Origin of the sequence: Nocardia anocheti, from assembly GCF_029675105.1 — a bacterium.
Taxonomy (GTDB): Bacteria; Actinomycetota; Actinomycetes; order Mycobacteriales; family Mycobacteriaceae; genus Nocardia.
In genome coordinates, this window is record NZ_JAQQFV010000008.1 from 356608 (window position 1) to 376173 (window position 19566).

Consider the following 19566-nt stretch of genomic DNA (forward strand, 5'->3'; position numbering starts at 1 on the left):
GGCGACGTGACTACTCCCGAAATCGCGGTGGTGGGATTCGCCCACGCACCGCACGTGCCGGAGACCTTCGGCACCACCAACGGCGTCGAGATGCTCGTGCCGTGTTTCCAGCAGCTCTACGCCGACCTCGGCATCACCAAGTCCGATATCGACTTCTGGTGCTCGGGTTCCTCGGATTTCCTGGCGGGGCGGGCGTTCTCGTTCATCTCCGCCGTCGACGCGATCGGCGCGGTGCCGCCGATCAACGAGTCGCACGTGGAGATGGACGCCGCGTGGGCGCTCTACGAGGCGTGGGTGAAACTGCGGTCCGGCCAGGCCGAGACCGCGCTGGTCTACGGCTTCGGCAAGGCCTCGGCGGGCACGCTGCGGCAGGTGCTGACCATGCAGCTCGACCCGTATCTCGTCGGCCCGCTGTGGCCCGACGCCGTCTCGGTCGCCGGTCTGCAGGCGCGCGCCGGACTGGACGCGGGCCGCTGGACCGAGCAGGAGATGGCCGCCGTCGCCGGGGGTGATATCGAATCCCTGCTCGCCGCACCGTATGTGGCCGATCCGCTACGCGCCCACGACATCGCGCCCGTCACCGACGGCGCCGCGGCCATCGTGCTCGCGGTCGGCGACCGGGCCCGCGCACTGTGCGAGCGCCCGGCCTGGATCACCGGAATCGCGCACAACATCGACGCCCAGGCGCTCGGCAGCCGCGACCTGACCCGCTCCCCCTCGACCACCGCGGCCGCCGCGGCGGCGATCAACGGCGACACCAGCTTCGACCTCGCCGAACTGCACGCGCCGTTCAGCCATCAGCAGCTGATCCTCGCCGAGGCGATCGGCCTGTCCCCCGAGACGCCGGTCAACCCGTCCGGTGGCGCGCTCGCGGGCAACCCGATGTTCGCGGCCGGTCTGGAACGGATCGGCAATGCCGCCACGGCCATCATGACCGGTTCGGCGAACCGGACTCTCGCTCACGCGACCAGCGGCCCCGCGCTGCAACAGAACCTGGTCGCCGTTCTGGAATCGGAGGCACGATGAGCTTCCCCGCCGCGGTGCTCGGCACCGGCCAAACTCATCACGTGACAAAACGTTCGGACGTGTCCATGGCGGGCATGTGCCGGGAGGCGATCGATCGCGCGCTCGATGACGCGGGTCTGACGATCGCCGAGATCGACGCCGTCGTCGTCGGCAAGGCCCCCGACTACTTCGAGGGTGTCATGATGCCGGAGCTGTATCTGGCCGAGGCACTCGGCGCGGTCGGCAAGCCGCTGCTGCGCGTGCACACCGCCGGTTCGGTGGGCGGTTCGACCGGTGTGGTCGCGGCCAATCTCGTGCAGGCGGGCGTGCACGGCAAGGTCCTGGCGATCGCCTGGGAGAAGCAGTCGGAGTCGAATGCCATGTGGGCGTTGTCGATTCCGGTGCCGTTCACCATGCCGGTCGGCGCGGGCGCTGGCGGCTACTTCGCCCCGCACGTGCGCTCCTACATCCGCCGCTCCAACGCGCCCATGCACATCGGTGCCATGGTGGCGGTGAAGGACCGGCGCAATGGCGCGAAGAACCCACTCGCGCACCTGCACCAGCCCGACATCACCGTCGAATCGGTGCTGGCCTCCCAGATGCTGTGGGACCCCATCCGTTTCGACGAGACCTGCCCGTCCTCCGACGGCGCCTGCGCGCTGGTGATCGGCAACGCGGAGGCCGCCGAGGCGGTCGAGGCGCAGGGCAAGAAGGTCGCCTGGGTGCACGGCACGGCCATGCGCACCGAGCCCACCACCTTCTCCGGGCGCGACCAGGTGAATCCGCGGGCCGGTCGCGACGCGGCCGCCGCGCTGTGGAAGGCCGCCGGGATCACCGATCCCCTCGAGGAGATCGACGTGGCCGAGATCTACGTGCCGTTCTCCTGGTTCGAGCCGATGTGGCTGGAGAACCTGGGCTTCGCCGCCGAGGGCGAGGGCTGGAAACTCACCGACAAGGGCGAGACCGAGATCAGCGGGCGCATCCCGGTGAACCCGTCGGGCGGTGTGCTCTCCTCCAACCCGATCGGCGCGTCCGGCCTGATCCGCTTCGCCGAGGCCGCCAAACAGGTGATGGACCGGGCGGGTGACTACCAGGTCGAGAACGCCAAGAAGGCGATGGGGCACGCGTACGGCGGTGGCTCCCAGTACTTCTCGATGTGGGTTGTCGGCAGCGAGCGTCCGTCATGAAGTTCACCGTCGGCGTCGCGCTGAGCCCGCTGGACCAGCTCACCGAACTGGCCAAGACGGCCGAAGAATGCGGATTCACCTCGATCGGCCTGCCCGACTCGCTGTTCTACATGAAGTCGCAGGCCGCCGACTATCCCTACACCCCCGACGGCAGCCGCTTCTGGGGCCCGGAGACCCCGTGGGTCGACCCGCTGATCGCCGCCGCCAGCATGGCCGCGGTGACCACTGACCTGCGCTTCTACACCAATGTCCTCAAGCTGGGCTCGCGCAATCCGCTGCTGCTGGCCCGCCAGGTGGGCTCGATCGCCAATATGTCGAACAACCGCTTCGGCTTCGGCGTCGGGATCGGCTGGGCACCCGAGGAATTCGAATGGTGCGGGGTGCCCTACGAGCGGCGCGGCGCGCGGGTGGACGAGATGATCGAGATCATCAAGCTCGTCCTCGACGGCGGCATGGTCGAATTCCACGGCGAGTTCTACGATTTCGACTCGCTCCAGATGAGTCCGGCGCCCAGTCAGCCGGTGCCGTTCTACGTCGGCGGACACACCGGCCCGGCGCTGCGCCGCGCGGCCCGCATCGGTGACGGCTGGACCTCGGCCATGATGAAGTTCGAGCAGTTGCAGACCACCATCACCAAGCTCACCGAGTTGCGCGCCGAATACGGCCGCTCGGAGGTGCCCTTCGAGATCCAGGCCGTCTGCATCGACCGCTACGGCCGCGACGGCTACCAGGACCTGGCCGACGCGGGGGTCACCGACACCATCGTCGTCCCCTGGCTGATGGACGGCATCGGCTTCGACGGCGAACTGGCCGCCAAGCAGGACTCTATGCGCCGCTTCGCCGAGAAGTACATCGCCGATCCGATCGTGGCGGAGGTGGCGCGATGAGCCAGACCTCCGTCGATCGTTCCGCGCGTGCCGCCGGTCTGGCCTCCCAGGCCGCGGTGCGCGCCAAGGACAGGGCGGCCTGGGTCGCGCTGTTCGCCGAGGACGGTATCGTCGAAGATCCCGTCGGCCCTTCGGGTTTCGATCCGGAGGGTGTCGGTCATCGCGGCCACGCGGCGATCGGCGCGTTCTGGGACAAGGCCATCGCGCTGACCGACTCGATCGAGTTCCTGTTCGAGGACTCCTTCGCCTGCGGCGACGAGATCGCCTTCACCGGCCTGATCCGCACCACCATGGCGGGCCATGTCATCGACGCCGAGGGCGTGTTCACCTACAAGGTCGACGCCGACGGCAAGATCGCCGCGCTGCGCGCGTTCTGGGAAGTCGAACGCGCGATGGGCACCACCCGCGCCGTGTCCTGAGCCGCGGACGCGAATCGGCCCCGATACCTTCCGGAAGGTATCGGGGCCGATTGCGTCGAACGGTCAGTGCGCGACCGGGCAGCCCTTGGTCTGGTAGTCGACCGGCAGTTCCTTGATGCCATTGAGCCAGCCCGAACGCAGGCGCTTGGGCGCACCGATCTTGCTGATGTCGGGCAGATGGTCGGCGATGGCGTTGAAGATCAGGTCGACCTCGAGGCGGGCCAGGTTCGCGCCGACGCAGAAGTGGGCGCCGGTGCCGCCGAAGGCCAGGTGCTGGTTGTCCTTGCGGGTGATGTCGAACTTCTCCGGGTGCTCGAAGACGTCCTCGTCGAAGTTGGCCGAGCGGTACAGCATCACCAGCCGCTGGCCCTTCTTGATCTGCACGCCGCCGAGTTCGGTGTCCTCGAGCGCGGTGCGCTGGAAGGAGGTCACCGGGGTGGCCCAGCGGATGATCTCGTCGACCGCGGTGGCCGGGCGTTCCTTCTTGAAGAGTTCCCACTGGTCGGGGTTCTCCATGAAGGCGATCATGCCGTGGCTGATGGCGTTGCGGGTGGTCTCGTTGCCCGCGACCGCCAGCAGGATGACGAAGAAGCCGAACTCCTCGGGGGTGAGCGCCTCACCGTCGACGTCGGCCTCGATCAGCGTGGTCACCAGATCGTCGGCGGGACACGCCTTGCGGGCCTCGGCCATCTGGTACGAGTAGCCCAGCAGTTCCATCGACGCCTTGACCGGGTCGATGTCGACATTGTCGGGGTCGTCGTAGCCGGTCATGTCGTTGGACCACTCGAAGACCTTCATCCGGTCCTCCTGCGGCACACCGATCAACTCGGCGATCGCCTGTAGCGGCAACTCGCAGGCCACCTGGGTGACGAAGTCGCCCGTGCCCGCCTCGGCCGCGGCCTTGACGATGCGCTCGGCGCGCGCCGACAGCTCGGCGCGCAGGCCGTTGACCGCGCGCGGGGTGAAGCCCTTGGCGATCAGCTTGCGCAGTTTGGTGTGCTCGGGGGCGTCCTTGTTGAGGATGACGAAGCGCTGCAGTTCGATCTGCTCGCGCTGGATGTCGTCGTTGAAGCGCGGGATCGCGGTGTTCTCGTAGGTGGAGAACACATCGCTGCGCCGCGACACCTCTTTGACGTCGGCGTGCTTGCTCACGACCCAGAAGCCGTCGTCGTGGAAGCCACCGACCTCCGGCGACTGCGCGTTCCACCAGATCGGCGCCGAGCGGCGCAGCTCGGCGAATTCCTCCACCGGGACACGCTCGGCGTAGATGTCCGGGTCGGTGACGTCGAACCCGTCGGGCAGGTTCGGCAGGGTACCCGTGGCTTCGTTGCGCGGATCTACCACCAGATGTCTCCTTCGACAAACTGAAACACGTTCTACAATCATTCAAGCACAGGGGTTGCCGGTACGGAAGAACCTCGCGGTTTTACTCTGGGCTACAGAACAGAACTTGTTGCAGTTACGAGGGAGAATCAGATGGGCACACCCGTGATCGTGGAGGCCGTTCGCACCCCGATCGGCAAGCGTCGGGGGCAGCTTTCGGGACTGCACGCGGTGGAACTGCTCGGCCTGGCCCAGCGCGGACTGCTCGATCGGGCGGGTCTGGACCCGGCCGAGGTCGAGCAGGTGATCGGCGGCTGCGTCACCCAGGTCGGCGAGCAGGGCAACAACGTCACCCGCACGGCCTGGCTGCACGCGGGCCTGCCCTGGCAGACCGGCGCAACCACCGTCGACGCCCAGTGCGGCTCGGCGCAGCAGGCCAATCACCTCATCGCGGGCCTGATCGCCACCGGCGCCATCGACGTCGGCGTGGCCTGCGGCGTGGAGGCGATGAGCCGGGTGCCACTGGGCGCCAATGTGCCGAAGGACGGTGGCGCGCGTCGTCCGGCCAGCTGGTCGATCGACATGCCCGACCAGTTCGGCGCGGCCGAACGGATCGCCCGCAGGCGCGGCATCACCCGCGCCGATGTGGACCAGTTCGGTTTGCGCTCACAGCAATTGGCGGCACGGGCCTGGTCCGAGGGTCGCTTCGATCGCGAGGTGCTGCCGGTCTCGGCACCCGTGCTGGATTCCGAAGGACAGCCCACCGGCGAGAAGGTGGAGGTCACCCGCGACGGGGGCCTGCGCGCGACCACTCTGGAGGGCCTGTCGGCGCTGAAGCCGGTGGTCGAGGACGGCATCCACACCGCCGGTACCTCCTCGCAGATCTCCGATGGCGCCGCGGCCGTGCTGCTGATGGACGAGGCCGTCGCGCGGCGCCGGGGTCTGCGCCCGCGTGCCCGCATCCACACCCAGGTGCTCGTCGGCGCCGAGCCGGAGTTCCACCTCGACGGACCGGTGCAGGCGTGCACCCGGCTGCTCGAACGCTCCGGAATGTCGATTTCGGATATCGATGTTTTCGAGATCAACGAAGCATTCGCTTCGGTGGCCCTTTCGTGGGCCGCTGTACACCAACCGGACATGGATCGGGTAAATGCCAACGGCGGTGCGATCGCAATCGGGCATCCGGTCGGCTCCACCGGTTCGCGTCTGATCACGACCGCGCTACACGAGCTCGAGCGGACCGGCGCGGGGACCGCCATGGTGCTCATGTGCGCAGGCGGGGCCCTGTCCACCGGCACGATCATCGAGCGCCTGTAGACTGCTCTCACCGAAACCGGGCGCCCAGGTTGAACATTCATCCCAGGGCGCCCGGAACGTGTCGTACGCCACACAATCAAGGGGGCCGGGGGGACGATGACGTATCAGCTATCTTTGAGCTACCATGAGTCCATGGTGGAAGACCCCCGCGACGGGCACGAACTCGGACACCCTCCGGCTCCACAAGAGTCGTTGGCGTGGCCCGCAAACGCGACCGCCGCCGCCCCTGCACGCAGGTGAGCGCCGGAAATCGCAGAGAAATCCCGAATCAGGCGTAGGTTTTCAGTTACTGAGCCGCTAATATCAATGATACGTATCCGAGATAACGACTGTTAGTACAGTGAAGGGAATTGGGCGGCTCACAATGGCTGATTTCGCGGCGCGGCTGAACAAGCTGTTCGAAACCGTGCATCCCCCGGGGCGCAAGCCGCATACCAACGCAGAGGTTGCGGCTGCGCTGACTGCCTCCGGGCATCCGATCTCGAAGCCGTATCTCTCGCAGTTGCGGTCGGGACAACGAACCAACCCGTCCGACGAGACGGTGGCCGCCCTGGCGAAGTTCTTCAAGGTCAAGCCTGACTACTTCTTCAACGACATCTACGCGGCCAAGATCGACCACGACCTGGAGCTGCTCGCGCAGTTGCAGGGCTACGGGCTGCGTCGACTGTCCAGCAGAGCATTCGACCTCTCCGAAGAATCACAGAATCTGCTCACCTCCATGGCGGAGAAGCTTCGGGCAAGCGAAGGTTTGCCCGAAATTCCGCCGGATGGAACGGAATAGGATCCACACGGCGGTCGGCCTGACGCACCTGATGGTGTCCTGGGACCGGCCGGAGAAGATCGGATACGCACAGAGAACGGGCCTGAGCCGGTGGGCAACCCACCACCTCAGGCCCGTTCTCTGTGACATTGGCGGCTGGCGCCGTATCCGAGTTCAGCCTCGGGAGGCGGTGGCTTTCGGGGCCGGGCCCGCGGCGGCGGCGACTTCCTGGTACTTGGTCGCCAGCGCGAGGACCCAGCCGCGGGGGCTCACGCCGGGGGGTGGGGCGATCCAGCGGGCGTCGACGAACAGGTCGCCGAGGGGGTCGCGGGTCCATTCGGCGACCACGGCGGCTCGTTCGGGGACGGAGTTCGGGGGCTCGCCCGCGGCCGGGATGACGATGCCGCTGCCGGAGAGCAGATACAGCGCGTCCATCACCTGGGCGACGTGGTCGGAGGCCTTGAGCTGGGCCGAGGTGGCGTTCTGCTCGGGGGCGACCACCTCGGGGAAACGGCCGACCATGAGCTTGTGCAGCGGACGGATGCGACGCAGCAGCACCCGCGCCCGCCACCACAGCTCGATGACGATCGAGACCGCGCCCAGCGAGATCAGCAGGCTCGCGATCTCCCACCCGGCCCAGCCCCACAACGGCTCACCGGGCGGCGGCGGGACAGCGCCCTGCAGGGCCCGGCCCGCGTTGGCCACGGCCAGCACGGCGACCAAAGCCGTTCCGGCGGTGTAGATCGCGATGCCGCGACCCAGCGTGGTCCAGTCCAGGTTGCGCAGACCGGTGGTGACGATGAAGACCGCGCCGAGTGCGACCACGATCCAGCCGAAGGTGAACGACCACGCCAGCGTGATCACGATCGCCAGCGCGCCGATGCCGTAGACGATCATCGCCACCTGGCGCAGATTGCGCCGCGACACCACCGGCCAGGCCGCCGAGGCGACCACCGAGGTAGCGGTGGTGAACAGGATCCACGCCGAGACGACGACGCCGGTGGACAACCAACCGTTGTGCACGCCACCGGGCAGCAGATTGTCGACGGCGACCGCGATATCGGGAATGGCGACGGTCGCGGCGAGCGCCACCGCGGCCACCGCGACGACGATGGCGACGCGGGCGGTCGTGGCTGGCTTGACCAGCACGCGACCCACTCGCGCACCCGCGGCAACCCAGACCAGCAGGGCTGTCAACCAGAGTGTCATCCGAGTGCCTCATCGAATCGAAGGACCGAGACGCCTGCGCCCCGGTTGTTGAACACGCGCAGGCGGGTCATCAACATGGCCGCGAAGGTCTCGGCCTCCCATTCGGCGAGGTCGTCGGCGCCGTCCTCGACGATCTGCGCGTGCGCGCGCTGGCTGAGCATGTAGGCGATGAGGTCGTCGCTGACCTCCAGCGTGGTCTCCACCGCCGGGGCGCCCTCGTGGTCGAACACGATGTGGCCGAGTTCGTGGGCGAGGGTGTGGTCGCGACTGGGCAGGGCGTCGGCGAGCACGATGATGTCGCGTTCGGGATAGAACCGGCGCTGCCCGCACACTCCCGGACCCAGCTGCGCGCTGGTGATCTCGATCTCGCGGTCACGTTCCAGCGAGACCGCCGCCACCACCTCGTCGAGAGTGGTCGCGTCGGAGTCGGCGGCCACCGCGCAGACCGCGTCGACGGCGGCGGCCACGCGACGGTAGGACCGGGAGGTGCTCTGGGTCTTGCTCCTGCTCATCGAAGATCCCCTCACGACCTCGGTCCGAAGAACTCGGCACGCGCCGCGTTCACCCGCGCCTGGGCGGCCGCGGCACCTTGGAAACTCACCGCGCCCGAACCGGTTCCGGCCAGGGTGAGCGCGATCAGGCCACCGATCACCGACAGCAGCTTCGGCGCGGGCAGGCCACTGTTGTCACTGGTCGGGACGAACTCGTGATTGGGCTTGGCGGCCGGAGCCGGGGCGGCGGCGGGTGGCGCGGCGGGCGCGGGCGCCTCCGGTGCGGGCGGTGCCGCCGCCGGAACCGGTGCTGCCACAGCGATATTCGGCACCGCGACCGAAGGCGCGTCCGGTGCGGGTGGGATGGCGATCGACGGTAACGCGGGGGCGGCCGGGGCCGTCGGGAGCGGGATCAGCAGCAGGAGCAGCGGACTGGCGGAGCCGACCGCCGCCGAGCCGACGGCGGCGGAACCCGTCGCGGCCGAACCGGCACCGGCCGAACCTACCGCGGCCGAGCCGATTCCGGCGGAACCGACTGCGGCCGAACCGGTTCCGAGGACCGCCGAGCCGAGTCCGAGTGCCGCGGAGCCGGTGCCAGCGGCCGCCGAGCCGACAGCTGCCGACCCGGTACCGAGTACCGCGGCGGCGCCCGCCGAACCGGTCGCGAGGACACCGGCCGAACCGGCCGAACCGGTGGCCAGGACCGCGCCGACTCCGGCCGAACCCGTCCCGAGGACGGCGGCGACGCCCGCCGAGCCGGTCCCGAGGATCGCGCCGACTCCGGCCGAACCGGTGCCGAGCAGCAGGCCGAGGCCCGCCGAACCCGTGCCGAGGGCCAGTCCCGCCGCGGCGGAACCGGCACCCGCCGCGGAACCCACGGCGGCCGAGCCGGAGGCGGAACCGGAGCCCGCCACTTCCTTGGTGGGAACGTCCTGGCTGACCTGGCCCGGGATGGCGAGCGGCTGCCACTCGTCTTCGGCGACCGGGGCACCCGCGGGCTGCCCGCCGCCGGAACCACTGGGCACGCCGAGCTGTCCCGGATCGCTGTTGTCCTGGCTGTCCCCCGCGCCTTGGCCGCTCTGGTCCTGGCCGGGAGCCTGCTCACCGACCGGGCACTTGGTGGCCTGGGCACCGGAGCCGCAGCTGTCACGCTGACGCTCCCCCGGCGCACCGGGCAGCGTCAGTTCGGGATGCTGGCCGAGGTCCTGACCGTTGTCGTCCTGACCGCTGCTCCCGGCGCCGCTACTGCCGCTGCCGGGCGCCTGCTCGACGGGCGTGGACGGCGTACCGGGTGCGGCGACAGCGACCGCGGGCCCGAGTAGCGCACATCCCGCCAGCACACTCGCGGCGGCAAATACGCGCAACATGCGACCTACGGCCATGCGCTTGTCATCCCCTTCGTTCCCGGCGCAGCATTACCCCCGGTCGCGATTCATGCCGGGATCGACGAACAGTAGCCCATAGTAAACCCACCGCCGATCCCTCGCAGGGGAGAGCACAAGTCGTACAGCCCCCTGGACGCGCGTGAAATGGCAAAAGCACAGGTCCCGGGAGATTCCCGGGACCTGTGCCACAAAGTTTGCTATGCGCCGTAAACCGGCTCGGGCGCGACGCTCTTCTCGATCAATTCGGCTACCACCGGACCCAGCTCGGCGGGGTTCCAGCGGGCGCCGCGGTCGACCGGCGCACCGTGGCGCCAGCCCTGCGCCAGCGCCACCTTGCCGCCCTCGACCTCGAACATCCGGCCGGTCACCCCGGCAGACTCGGTGCTGCCGAGCCAGACCACCAGCGGGGAGACGTTCTCCGGAGCCATGGCGTCGAAGCCGGAGTCCGGGGCGGCCATGGTGTCGGCGAAGACGGTCTCGGTCATCCGGGTGCGGGCGGCGGGCGCGATCGCGTTGACGGTCACGCCGTAGCGGCCGAACTCCGCCGACGCGGTGAGCGTGAGCCCGGCGATGCCCGCCTTGGCGGCGCCGTAGTTGCCCTGACCGACGCTGCCCTGCAGACCGGCACCCGAGCTGGTGTTGATGACGCGGGCGTCGACAGGTCGACCGGCCTTCGACTCGGCGCGCCAGTACTCCGCCGCGTGACGCATGGTGGCGAAGTGGCCCTTGAGGTGCACGCGCACCACCGCGTCCCACTCGTCCTCGCCGAGGTTCACCAGCATGCGGTCGCGCACGAAGCCCGCGTTGTTGACCAGCACGTCGAGCCCACCGAAGGTGTCCACGGCCTGGCGGATCAGCCTGCGCGCGCCCTCCCAGTCGGCCACGTCGTCGTAGTTGGCCACCGCCTCGCCACCGGCCGCGGCGATCTCGTCGACGACCTGCTGGGCGGGCGTCTCGGCGGTCTCGGCGCCGTCGAGCGCGGTGCCGACATCGTTGACCACCACCCGGGCGCCCGCCGCGGCGAAGGCCAGCGCGTGCGCGCGACCGATCCCCCGGCCCGCGCCGGTGACGATGACCGTGCGGCCCGCGCAGATCTGCTGGTCGTCCATCTGAAGCTCCTGTGTTCGTTCTCGTGACTCAGTGGTTGGTGGTGGCGGCGTCCAGGAAGGCCGGGCGTTCGCCGCCGCCGTGGACGAGCAGGGTGGCGCCGCTGATGTGCGTGGCCAGCGGGGAGGCCAGGAACAGGGCGGCGTTGCCGACGTCGGCCGGGGCGGCCAGCCTGCCCAGCGGGACGGTGCGCGCGACCGCGGCCACGCCGTCGGCGTCGCCGTAGTGCAGGTGGCTGAGTTCGGTCTCCACCGGGCCCACCACCACGGAGTTCACCCGCACCTCCGGCGCCCATTCGACGGCCAGCGAGCCGGTGAGGTTGTCCAGCCCGGCCTTGGCGGCGCCGTAGGCGGCCGTGCCCGGCGAGGGCCGGTGCCCGCTGACGCTGGTGATCATGACGATCGAACCGCCCGCGTCCTGCTTGCGCATGACGGCATGGGCGTGCTGGGCGATGAGCAGCGGCGCGAGCAGATTCAGCTCGACGATCTTGGCGTGGAACTTCGGGCTCGCGTCCTCGGCCAGGGCGAAGGGCGCGCCGCCCGCGTTGTTCACGACGTGGTCGATCCGGCCGTGGGTGGCCACGATCCGGTCGAACATCGCGGCGACGGCCTCGGGATCGCGCACATCGCAGGTGTGGTGTTCGGTTCCGGCGATCGGGTCGTCGGCGGGCCTGCGCGCGCAGGTCAGCACGGTCGCGCCCGCGGCGAGGAAGGCCCGGCTGATGCCAGCGCCGACGCCACGAACCCCGCCCGTCACCAGAACGATCTGCTCGGAAAGGTCGATTTCTACAGCCACCGTGTTAACCTACCAAGCAATTGCTTGCTTTGTCTCGGGTTCGCCGGGGCGCGCACGATGGGACAACCGCGATGGGGATCAACCGTCACACCGAGACCGAGGGCGTCGACGTCGTCACAGTCGACTACCCGCCGGTCAACGCCCTGCCCTCGGACGGCTGGTTCGCGCTGGCCGAGGCCGTCCGGGCGGCCGGGCGCAATCCCGCGACCCGGGTGGTCGTGCTGCGGGCGGAGGGGCGCGGCTTCAATGCCGGGGTCGACATCAAGGAGATGAACGCCGACACCGGCCACACCGCGCTGATCCGCGCCAACCACGGCTGCTTCGACGCCTTCGCCGCCGTCTACGACTGCGAGGTGCCGGTGGTCACCGCGGTCAACGGCTTCTGCCTCGGCGGCGGCATCGGCCTGGTGGGCAACTCCGATGTGATCGTGGCCTCCGACGACGCCACCTTCGGCCTGCCCGAGGTGGACCGGGGCGCGCTTGGCGCCGCCACCCACCTGGCCCGGCTGGTCCCCCAGCACCTGATGCGGACCATGTTCTACACCGCGGGCAAGCTCACCGCCCAGCAACTGCACCACTACGGGTCGGTGTATCAGGTGGTGCCGCGCGCCGAGCTCGACGCCGCGGCCATGGAGGTCGCCAAGAACATCGCGAACAAGGACGGCCGCGTCATCCGGGCCGCCAAACGCGCGCTCAACGGCATCGACGTGCAGGACGTGCACCGGTCCTACCGCTACGAGCAGGGTTTCACGATGGAGTTGAACCTCGCCGGGGTCGCCGACGAGATCCGGGCGCGTTTCGACGACGATCTCGCCGCGCAGAAGAAGGAGAAGTAATCGCCATGCGCGACAAGAGAATGACGCTCGACGAGGTGGTCGGCGAGCTGCGCAGCGGCATGACCATCGGCATCGGCGGCTGGGGTTCCCGGCGCAAGCCGATGGCGCTGGTGCGCGCGCTGCTGCGCTCCGATATCACCGATCTGACGGTGGTGACCTACGGCGGCCCGGATCTGGGGCTGCTGTGTTCGGCGGGCAAGGTCCGCAAGGCGTACTACGGTTTCGTCTCGCTGGACTCGGCGCCGTTCTACGACCCGTGGTTCGCCAAGGCGCGCACCACCGGCGCGATCACCGTGCGCGAGATGGACGAGGGCATGGTCAAGTGCGGCCTGCAGGCGGCCGCGGCCCGGCTGCCGTTCCTGCCGATCCGCGCTGGTCTCGGGTCCGCGGTGCTCGATTTCTGGGAGGGCGAGCTGAAGACCGTCGCCTCGCCCTATCCCGCCGCCGACGGCCGGACCGAGACGCTGGTCGCCATGCCAGCGCTGAACCTCGACGCCGCCTTCGTGCACCTGGACCTGGCCGACAAGCACGGCAACGCCGCCTACACCGGCGTCGACCCGTACTTCGACGATCTCTACTGCCTGGCCGCCGAGCGCCGCTACGTCACCGCCGACCGCCTGGTGGAGACCGAGGAACTGGTGAAAGCCGTTCCGCAACAGGCGATCATCCTCAACCGCATGCTCGTGGACGGGGTGGTGGAATCCCCGGGAGGCGCGCACTTCACCTTCTCCGGCAGCTACGGGCGCGACGAGAAGTTCCAGAAGCACTACGTCGCCGCCGCGGCCTCCGACGAATCGTGGGCCGAGTTCAAGGCGCGCTATCTCGACGTCTCCGAGGCCGAATACCAGTCCGCCGTCCACACTTTCGCCGAGGAGCAGAAATGAACGCGACCCGCGCTGACGTCTGTGTCGTCGCCGCCGCGGAGATCTTCCGTGGGGCGGGCGAGATCATGGCCAGCCCCATGTCGACGGTCACCACCATCGGCGCGCGCCTGGCCCGGCTCACCTTCGAGCCCGACCTGCTGCTGTCCGACGGCGAGGCGCTGTTCTTCGCCGAGGTCCCCGCGATCGGCGCGAAAGCCCCGGTGGAGGGCTGGATTCCGTTCTCCAAGGTGTTCGACGTGGTCGCCTCCGGCCGTCGCCACGTGGTGATGGGCGCCAATCAGCTCGACCGCTTCGGCAACCAGAACCTGTCGGCCTTCGGTCCGCTCCAGCAGCCGACCCGGCAGATGTTCGGTGTGCGCGGCGCGCCGGGCAACACCATCAACCACGCGACCAGCTACTTCGTGCCCCGGCACAGCAAGCGGGTCTTCGTCGACCAGGTCGACATCGTCTCCGGAATCGGTTACGACCGTATCGATCCCGAGAATCCCGCCTACCGGTTCCACCACCTGCACCGCGTGGTGACCAACCTGGGCGTCTTCGATTTCGGCGGCCCCGACCAGACCCTGCGCGCCCTGTCGCTGCATCCGGGCGTGCGCGCCGAGGAGGTCGCCGAGAACACCTCCTTCGAGGTGGCCGAGCTGGACACCGCGGGCGAGACCCGGCTGCCCACCGAGGAGGAGCTGCGGATCATCGCGACCGTGCTCGACCCCAGGGGTTTCCGGGAGAAGGAAGTGGCGGCGTGAGCAGGTTGCGCACTCCGCTCACCGAGCTGGTGGGCATCGAGCACCCGGTCGTGCAGACCGGCATGGGCTGGGTGGCCGGTCCGCGCCTGGTCGCGGCCACCGCCAACGCGGGCGGCCTCGGCATCCTGGCCTCGGCCACGATGACCTTCGAGGAACTCGAGGCGGCCATCGCCAAGACCAAGTCGCTCACCGACAAGCCGTTCGGGGTGAACATCCGCGCCGACGCGACCGACGCCGTCGAGCGCATCGACCTGCTCATCCGCGAGCGGGTCAAGGTCGCCTCCTTCGCGCTGGCCCCGAAGCAGGACCTCATCGCCAAGCTCAAAGACGCTGGCGTGGTGGTGATTCCGTCGATCGGCGCGGCCAAGCACGCGGTGAAGGTGGCCTCCTGGGGTGCCGACGCGGTGATCGTGCAGGGCGGCGAGGGCGGTGGGCACACCGGCCCGGTCGCCACCACGCTGTTGCTGCCCTCGGTGCTCGACGCCGTCGACATCCCGGTGATCGCGGCGGGTGGCTTCTTCGACGGACGCGGCCTGGCGGCGGCACTGAGCTACGGCGCGGCCGGGGTCGCCATGGGCACTCGCTTCCTGCTCACCCAGGAGAGCACCGTGCCCGACGCCGTGAAACAGGAGTATCTCGCGCGCGGGCTGCAGGACACGGTGGTGTCGGTGAAGGTCGACGGCATGCCGCACCGGATGCTCAACACCGAACTGGTCGACAGGCTGGAGCACTCCGGCGGTTGGCGCGGTCTGTCGGCGGCGGTCGGCAACGCGGCCAGATTCAAGTCCATGACCGGCATGAAGTGGTCGACACTCGTGCGCGACGGGCTGGCCATGCGCAAGACCAAGGACCTCAGCTGGTCGCAGGTGGTGATGGCGGCCAACTCCGCCATGCTCACCAAGGCCGGGCTGGTCGAGGGCCGCACCGACGCGGGCGTACTGCCCGCGGGCCAGGTCACCGGCATCATCGACAGCCTGCCGACCGTGGCCGAACTGGTGGAGCGGATCGTCGCCGAGGCGGTGGCGCGCATCGACGCCGTCGCCGCGCTCACCAGCGAACCGGCCGTCGACCAGGCCTGAAAGACGGGGCGGCCCTGTCCGCCCGCCCAGGCGACCCGACATCGCCTGGGCACCCGACCTGCCGTTGATCCGGCGAACCGACGCCACCCCGCACCGACGGACGAGCCACCGTCAGCGGGAGTCGGCCGAGCACCGGGCCGGGGCGCACCCACGAAGTGCGCCCCGGCCCGGTGTTTCTCGTTCGGGGCGGTAACGACGACCAGGCCCAGTCCCCCACGCTGATGGGAAGTTGTGGTGAGGGCGCTCGTCAGACAGGGCGTGTCGCGAGTGCGGCACGCCCTGCGCGAGTCAGCGCGGGTGGACCTCGACGCGGTTGTCGTGGAAGACCGCGCCGCCGCCGTAGTCGGCGTCGCGTTCGGCGATGGTGGCGTTGACGGTCGCGCCGTTGGTGAACTTGGCCCAGCGGCCCTTGGTGGTCGCGGCGACACCGGCACGGACGCGGTCGGAGAGCTCGGCGACGGCCTCGAAGGAACCACGGGCGTTGGTGACCACCACCGGTGTGCCGTCGGCGATTCCGCGTACCGCGGCGTCGTCGGGATGCAGGGTGATGCGGGATTCGCCCGCGCGGCGGCGTAATTCGGGATTGGCACCGAAGGTGGTGTTGAGGAAGTAGTGGGAGGCGGCCGAGATCAGGACCAGCCCGGAGCCGGTGTCGCCGGGTGGGGTGTAGTCGGGCAGCGGATCGTGACCCGCGAGTTCGGCTCGGGTGGAGACGAATTGGAGCTTGCCCGCCGGGACGGGGCCCGGCTCGATCTTGAGATAGCCGTCGGCGCGCAGGCGATCGAGGTCGTGGCCCTTCAGCAGCTGCCGCATCAGCTCTTCGTCGGAGTCGTAGAGCGCGGGCTCGGTGAGACCCAGCCGCCGCGACAGCCGACGGAAAGTCTCTGTGGTGGAGAGGCATTCGCCCGGCGGCTCGACGGCGGGCTCGTTCCAGACCAGATACAGGTGGCCGTATCCGGCGATCACGTCGAGGTGTTCAGGCTGCATGGTGGCGGGCAGCACGATGTCGGCGTAGTCGACGGTGTCGGTCGAGAAGTGTTCCAGGACGACGGTGAACAGGTCGTCGCGGGACAGCCCCTCGATCACCCGACGCTGGTCGGGATTGGAGCCGACGGGGTTGGCGGCGATCACGAACAGCGCCTTGACCGGTGGGTCCTCGGCTTCGAGCAGGGCCTCGCCGAGCCTGGTCATCGACAGGGTGCGCACAGGGTGCGGGAGCAGGTCGTCGCGGATCATCGCGTCGAGATCGACCCGGAAGTGTCCGCTGGTCGAATAGTGCAGTCCCCCACCGCGAATCGCCCAGTCGCCGGTGACGCCGGGGAGGCAGGCGAGCAGCCGCAACGCCATTCCGCCGCCCGCGTGGCGCTGCATGCCCTGGGAGGCGCGGATGGCGGTCGGGCGGGTGCGGGCGATGCGTTCGCCGAGGCCGACGATCTGATCCTCGGTGAGTCCGGTGATCGCGGCGACGCGGGCGGGCGGGTATTCGGCGACGCGTTCGCGGAACTCGGGCCAGCCCTCGGTGTATTCGGCCAGGTAGGCGTCGTCCTGGGCGTCCAGCGACACGATGACGTGCAGCAGGCCCAGCGCCAGCGCCGCGTCGGTGCCGGGCAGCGGCGCGAGGTGCTCGTCGCAGCGTTCGGCGGTCTTGGTGCGCACCGGGTCGATGGCGACCAGGTGCGCGCCGCTGTCCTGGATGAACTTCCAGACGTGATGGCCGGAGCTGAGCGGGTTGGTGCCCCAGAGCAGAATCAGTTCCGCGTGCGCGAGGTCCTCGGGGTCCATGCCACCGGCGGTGCCGAGGGTGTAGCGCACGCCCGCGCTGCCCGCGACCGAGCAGATGGTGGGCCGGTGGTGCGAGGCGCCGAGCACATTGAACATCCGGCGACCGGGATAACCCTCCATCCCCTGCAGGTAACCGAGGCTGCCGGTGCCGTGGAACGGCCAGATCGCCTCGGCGCCGAATTCATCGATGATGCCGGTGAGCCGCGTCGCGATCTCGTCCAGCGCGGTCTCCCAGCTGATCCGCTCGAACCGCCCCGACCCCTTCGGCCCGGTCCGGCGCAGCGGATACCGCAGCCGATCCGGCGCCCCGACCTGCTCGAGATAGCGGTTCACCTTCACGCACAGCGCACCGCGGGTCACCGGATGTTCCTTGTTCCCGCGCAGGTCGATCGCCACGCCGTCCTCGACGGTGACCACCCAGGAGCACGCGTCGGGGCAGTCCAGCGGGCACGCGCCGAGCACCTTCACGCCGTCCATCGTAGGCAGCCACCGCTGGACTCCCGGTCCAGCGGTGGTCGAGGTGGGCCTACGCGGCGGGGTCGAGGCGCTCGATGATGGTGACGTTGGCCGTGCCGCCGCCCTCGCAGATGGTGAGCAGGCCGTAGCGGCCGTTGACGCGCTCCAGTTCGTGCAGGAGCGTGGCGAAGAGTTTGGCGCCGGTGGCGCCGAGGGGGTGACCCAGGGCGATGGCGCCACCGTTGACGTTCACCTTCTCCGGATCGGCGCCGATCTCCTTGATCCAGGCCAGGACCACGGGGGCGAAGGCCTCGTTGATCTCGATGACGTCGATGTCGCCGATGGTCAGACCGGCCTTGTCCAGCGCCCACTGGGTCGCGGGGATGGGGGCGCTGAGCATGAAGATGGGGTCGGCGCCGCGCGCGCTGACGTGGTGGATGCGGGCGCGCGGGGTGAGGCCGTATTCCTGGACCGCCCACTCGGAGGCGAGCAGGGTGGCCGAGGCGCCGTCGGAGATCTGGCTGGCGACGGCGGCGGTGAGCGGGCTGCCCTCGCTCAGCGGCTGCAACGACGCCATCTTCTCCAGGCTGGTCTCGCGCGGGCCCTGGTCGACGGTGAACTCACCGACCGGCACGATCTCGGCCTCGAACCTGCCCGCGGCGATGGCGGCGCGGGCGCGCTCGTGGCTGCGCAGCGCCCAGCGCTCCATGTCCTCGCGGGTGATGCCCCACTTCTCGGCGATCAGTTCTGCGCCGCGGAACTGCGAGACCTCACCGGTGCCGTAGCGGGTGTCCCAACCGGTGGCGCCCACGAACGGCGAGTCGAAGCCGTACTCCTTGCCCGCGAGCATGGCCGCCGAGATCGGAATGGCGCTCATGTTCTGCACACCGGCGGCCACGATGACCTCGGCGGTGCCGGACATGATGGCCTGCGCGCCGAAGTTCACGGCCTGCTGGCTCGAGCCGCACTGCCGGTCGACGGTGACGCCGGGAACCTCTTCGGGGTACCCGGCCGCCAGCCACATGGTGCGGCCGATATTGCCCGCCTGCGGGCCGATGTTGTCGACACAGCCGACGATCACGTCGTCGACCACGGCCGGATCGATCCCGGTGCGCTCGACCAGCCCGCGCAGGGCGGCGGCGCCCAGATCGGCGGGATGCACACCGGCCAGCGCGCCACCGCGCTTGCCGACCGCGGTACGCACCGCGTCGATCACGTAGGCCTGTCGCAGCGGGGTGTAGGGGCGGCGCTCGGCGGTCATGGGGAAACTCCTAGGTGGGACTGCTCCCGGGCACGGTGAGCCCGTCGAGCACGATGGTGAGGTATTGCTGGGCGAGGTTCTGCACGGTGATCGGGCCACCGGGGGTGTACCAGCGCACCGCCACCCACACGGTGTCGCGCAGGAAGCGGAAGGCCAGTTCCACGTCGAGTTCGGGGCGGAAGCTGCCGTCGGCCACACCGGCGGTGAGCACCCGGTGCCACAGCTCGCGGAACTCGATGTTGAATTCGCGGATGTAGCCGAAGCGTTCGGCGTCACGCAGGTTCTTGGCCTCGGCCTGGTAGATGGCCACGGCCGCGTGGTGCCGGTCGAAGGCCTCGTAGGAGGCCAGGACCAGCGCCTCCAGGGTTTCGCGGGAGCTCAGCCCGGCCGCCGCGATCTCGCGGTAGCGGCCGAACAGGTCATCGAGGAAGCCGCGCAGGATCTCGTCGACCATCGACTCCTTGGAGTCGAAATGGTGATAGAGACTGCCCGAGAGGATGCCCGCCGAGTCCGCGATGTCGCGCACGGTGGTGGCGCGCAGTCCGCGTTCGGCGAACAGGTCGGCGGCGAGGTCGAGGAGTTCGGCGCGGCGCGTGCGTTTCACGGTATCGGGTGCGGTCACACCTGACATCGTACAACC

Annotated in this window: 19 protein-coding genes; 10 read left to right on the forward strand and 9 right to left on the reverse strand. The window is 69.5% G+C overall.

Annotated elements, in window-relative coordinates; all coding sequences use genetic code 11:
- Positions 1 to 6 precede the first annotated feature (6 nt).
- The 4 genes from QC180_RS22775 to QC180_RS22790 are packed head-to-tail and all read left to right on the forward strand — an operon-like array spanning position 7 to position 3498.
- Entirely contained in the window at positions 7 to 1026 is a 1020-nt protein-coding gene (locus tag QC180_RS22775) for a thiolase domain-containing protein (RefSeq protein WP_278264821.1), read from the forward strand.
- Positions 1023 to 2192, forward strand: a complete 1170-nt coding sequence (locus QC180_RS22780) for a thiolase domain-containing protein (RefSeq protein WP_278264822.1) — start codon at positions 1023 to 1025, stop codon at positions 2190 to 2192. Before QC180_RS22775 ends, QC180_RS22780 begins: the two co-directional genes overlap by 4 nt.
- Positions 2189 to 3079, forward strand: a complete 891-nt coding sequence (locus tag QC180_RS22785; protein WP_278264823.1) for a TIGR03619 family F420-dependent LLM class oxidoreductase — start codon at positions 2189 to 2191, stop codon at positions 3077 to 3079. The genes QC180_RS22780 and QC180_RS22785 overlap by 4 nt, the downstream gene beginning before the upstream one ends.
- A complete protein-coding gene (locus tag QC180_RS22790) occupies positions 3076 to 3498 on the forward strand; it encodes a nuclear transport factor 2 family protein (protein ID WP_278264824.1) in 423 nt (140 codons plus the stop codon). The genes QC180_RS22785 and QC180_RS22790 overlap by 4 nt, the downstream gene beginning before the upstream one ends.
- Before the next feature lie 63 nt (positions 3499 to 3561).
- On the opposite strand, the gene QC180_RS22795 is transcribed toward QC180_RS22790, so the two are convergent.
- The gene (locus QC180_RS22795; RefSeq protein ID WP_278264825.1) at positions 3562 to 4842 is read right to left on the reverse strand and encodes a cytochrome P450; all 1281 of its coding nucleotides are present in this window, start codon (positions 4840 to 4842) and stop codon (positions 3562 to 3564) included.
- 132 nt (positions 4843 to 4974) lie between these two features.
- Here QC180_RS22795 and QC180_RS22800 point away from each other — a divergent pair, with 132 nt between their 5' ends.
- Together QC180_RS22800 and QC180_RS22805 are read left to right on the forward strand one after the other, a co-directional pair.
- Complete coding sequence (locus QC180_RS22800) at positions 4975 to 6138, forward strand: steroid 3-ketoacyl-CoA thiolase (RefSeq protein ID WP_278264826.1); 1164 nt, start codon at positions 4975 to 4977, stop codon at positions 6136 to 6138.
- A gap of 364 nt (positions 6139 to 6502) precedes the next feature.
- A complete protein-coding gene (locus QC180_RS22805; RefSeq protein ID WP_019044759.1) occupies positions 6503 to 6919 on the forward strand; it encodes a helix-turn-helix domain-containing protein in 417 nt (138 codons plus the stop codon).
- 153 nt (positions 6920 to 7072) lie between these two features.
- On the opposite strand, the gene QC180_RS22810 is transcribed toward QC180_RS22805, so the two are convergent.
- The 5 genes from QC180_RS22810 to QC180_RS22830 form a co-directional block, all read right to left on the reverse strand.
- Positions 7073 to 8107: a hypothetical protein gene (locus QC180_RS22810; RefSeq protein ID WP_278264827.1), complete on the reverse strand. Its 1035-nt coding sequence runs from the start codon at positions 8105 to 8107 to the stop codon at positions 7073 to 7075.
- Positions 8104 to 8619 (reverse strand): M78 family metallopeptidase domain-containing protein, encoded by a 516-nt coding sequence (locus QC180_RS22815; RefSeq protein WP_278264828.1) that lies wholly within the window; start codon positions 8617 to 8619, stop codon positions 8104 to 8106. Before QC180_RS22815 ends, QC180_RS22810 begins: the two co-directional genes overlap by 4 nt.
- An 11-nt stretch (positions 8620 to 8630) precedes the next feature.
- Positions 8631 to 9965, reverse strand: coding sequence for a hypothetical protein (locus tag QC180_RS22820; protein ID WP_278264829.1), 1335 nt, complete (start codon positions 9963 to 9965; stop codon positions 8631 to 8633).
- A gap of 215 nt (positions 9966 to 10180) precedes the next feature.
- The gene (locus QC180_RS22825) at positions 10181 to 11092 is read right to left on the reverse strand and encodes an SDR family oxidoreductase (RefSeq protein ID WP_278264830.1); all 912 of its coding nucleotides are present in this window, start codon (positions 11090 to 11092) and stop codon (positions 10181 to 10183) included.
- A 28-nt stretch (positions 11093 to 11120) separates the two neighbouring features.
- Complete coding sequence (locus tag QC180_RS22830; protein ID WP_278264831.1) at positions 11121 to 11885, reverse strand: SDR family oxidoreductase; 765 nt, start codon at positions 11883 to 11885, stop codon at positions 11121 to 11123.
- A 71-nt stretch (positions 11886 to 11956) separates the two neighbouring features.
- On the opposite strand from QC180_RS22830, the gene QC180_RS22835 reads away from it, so the two are divergent.
- Genes QC180_RS22835 through QC180_RS22850 form a run of 4 tightly spaced genes read left to right on the forward strand, consistent with a single transcriptional unit; the run spans position 11957 to position 15427 of the window.
- Entirely contained in the window at positions 11957 to 12721 is a 765-nt protein-coding gene (locus QC180_RS22835) for an enoyl-CoA hydratase family protein (protein WP_278264832.1), read from the forward strand.
- A gap of 5 nt (positions 12722 to 12726) precedes the next feature.
- Positions 12727 to 13605 (forward strand): CoA transferase subunit A, encoded by an 879-nt coding sequence (locus QC180_RS22840; RefSeq protein ID WP_278264833.1) that lies wholly within the window; start codon positions 12727 to 12729, stop codon positions 13603 to 13605.
- Positions 13602 to 14348, forward strand: coding sequence for a CoA-transferase subunit beta (locus QC180_RS22845; RefSeq protein ID WP_278264834.1), 747 nt, complete (start codon positions 13602 to 13604; stop codon positions 14346 to 14348). Before QC180_RS22840 ends, QC180_RS22845 begins: the two co-directional genes overlap by 4 nt.
- On the forward strand, positions 14345 to 15427 hold the full coding sequence (locus tag QC180_RS22850; protein WP_278264835.1) for an NAD(P)H-dependent flavin oxidoreductase: 1083 nt from the start codon (positions 14345 to 14347) through the stop codon (positions 15425 to 15427). Before QC180_RS22845 ends, QC180_RS22850 begins: the two co-directional genes overlap by 4 nt.
- Before the next feature lie 288 nt (positions 15428 to 15715).
- On the opposite strand, the gene QC180_RS22855 is transcribed toward QC180_RS22850, so the two are convergent.
- From QC180_RS22855 to QC180_RS22865, 3 genes are read right to left on the reverse strand one after another with little or no spacing between them, the layout of a single operon-like run.
- Positions 15716 to 17677 (reverse strand): molybdopterin-containing oxidoreductase family protein, encoded by a 1962-nt coding sequence (locus QC180_RS22855; RefSeq protein WP_278264836.1) that lies wholly within the window; start codon positions 17675 to 17677, stop codon positions 15716 to 15718.
- Between the two features lie 58 nt (positions 17678 to 17735).
- A complete protein-coding gene (locus QC180_RS22860) occupies positions 17736 to 18926 on the reverse strand; it encodes an acetyl-CoA C-acetyltransferase (protein WP_474646515.1) in 1191 nt (396 codons plus the stop codon).
- Between the two features lie 10 nt (positions 18927 to 18936).
- On the reverse strand, positions 18937 to 19557 hold the full coding sequence (locus QC180_RS22865; protein WP_278264837.1) for a TetR/AcrR family transcriptional regulator: 621 nt from the start codon (positions 19555 to 19557) through the stop codon (positions 18937 to 18939).
- Positions 19558 to 19566 lie beyond the last annotated feature (9 nt).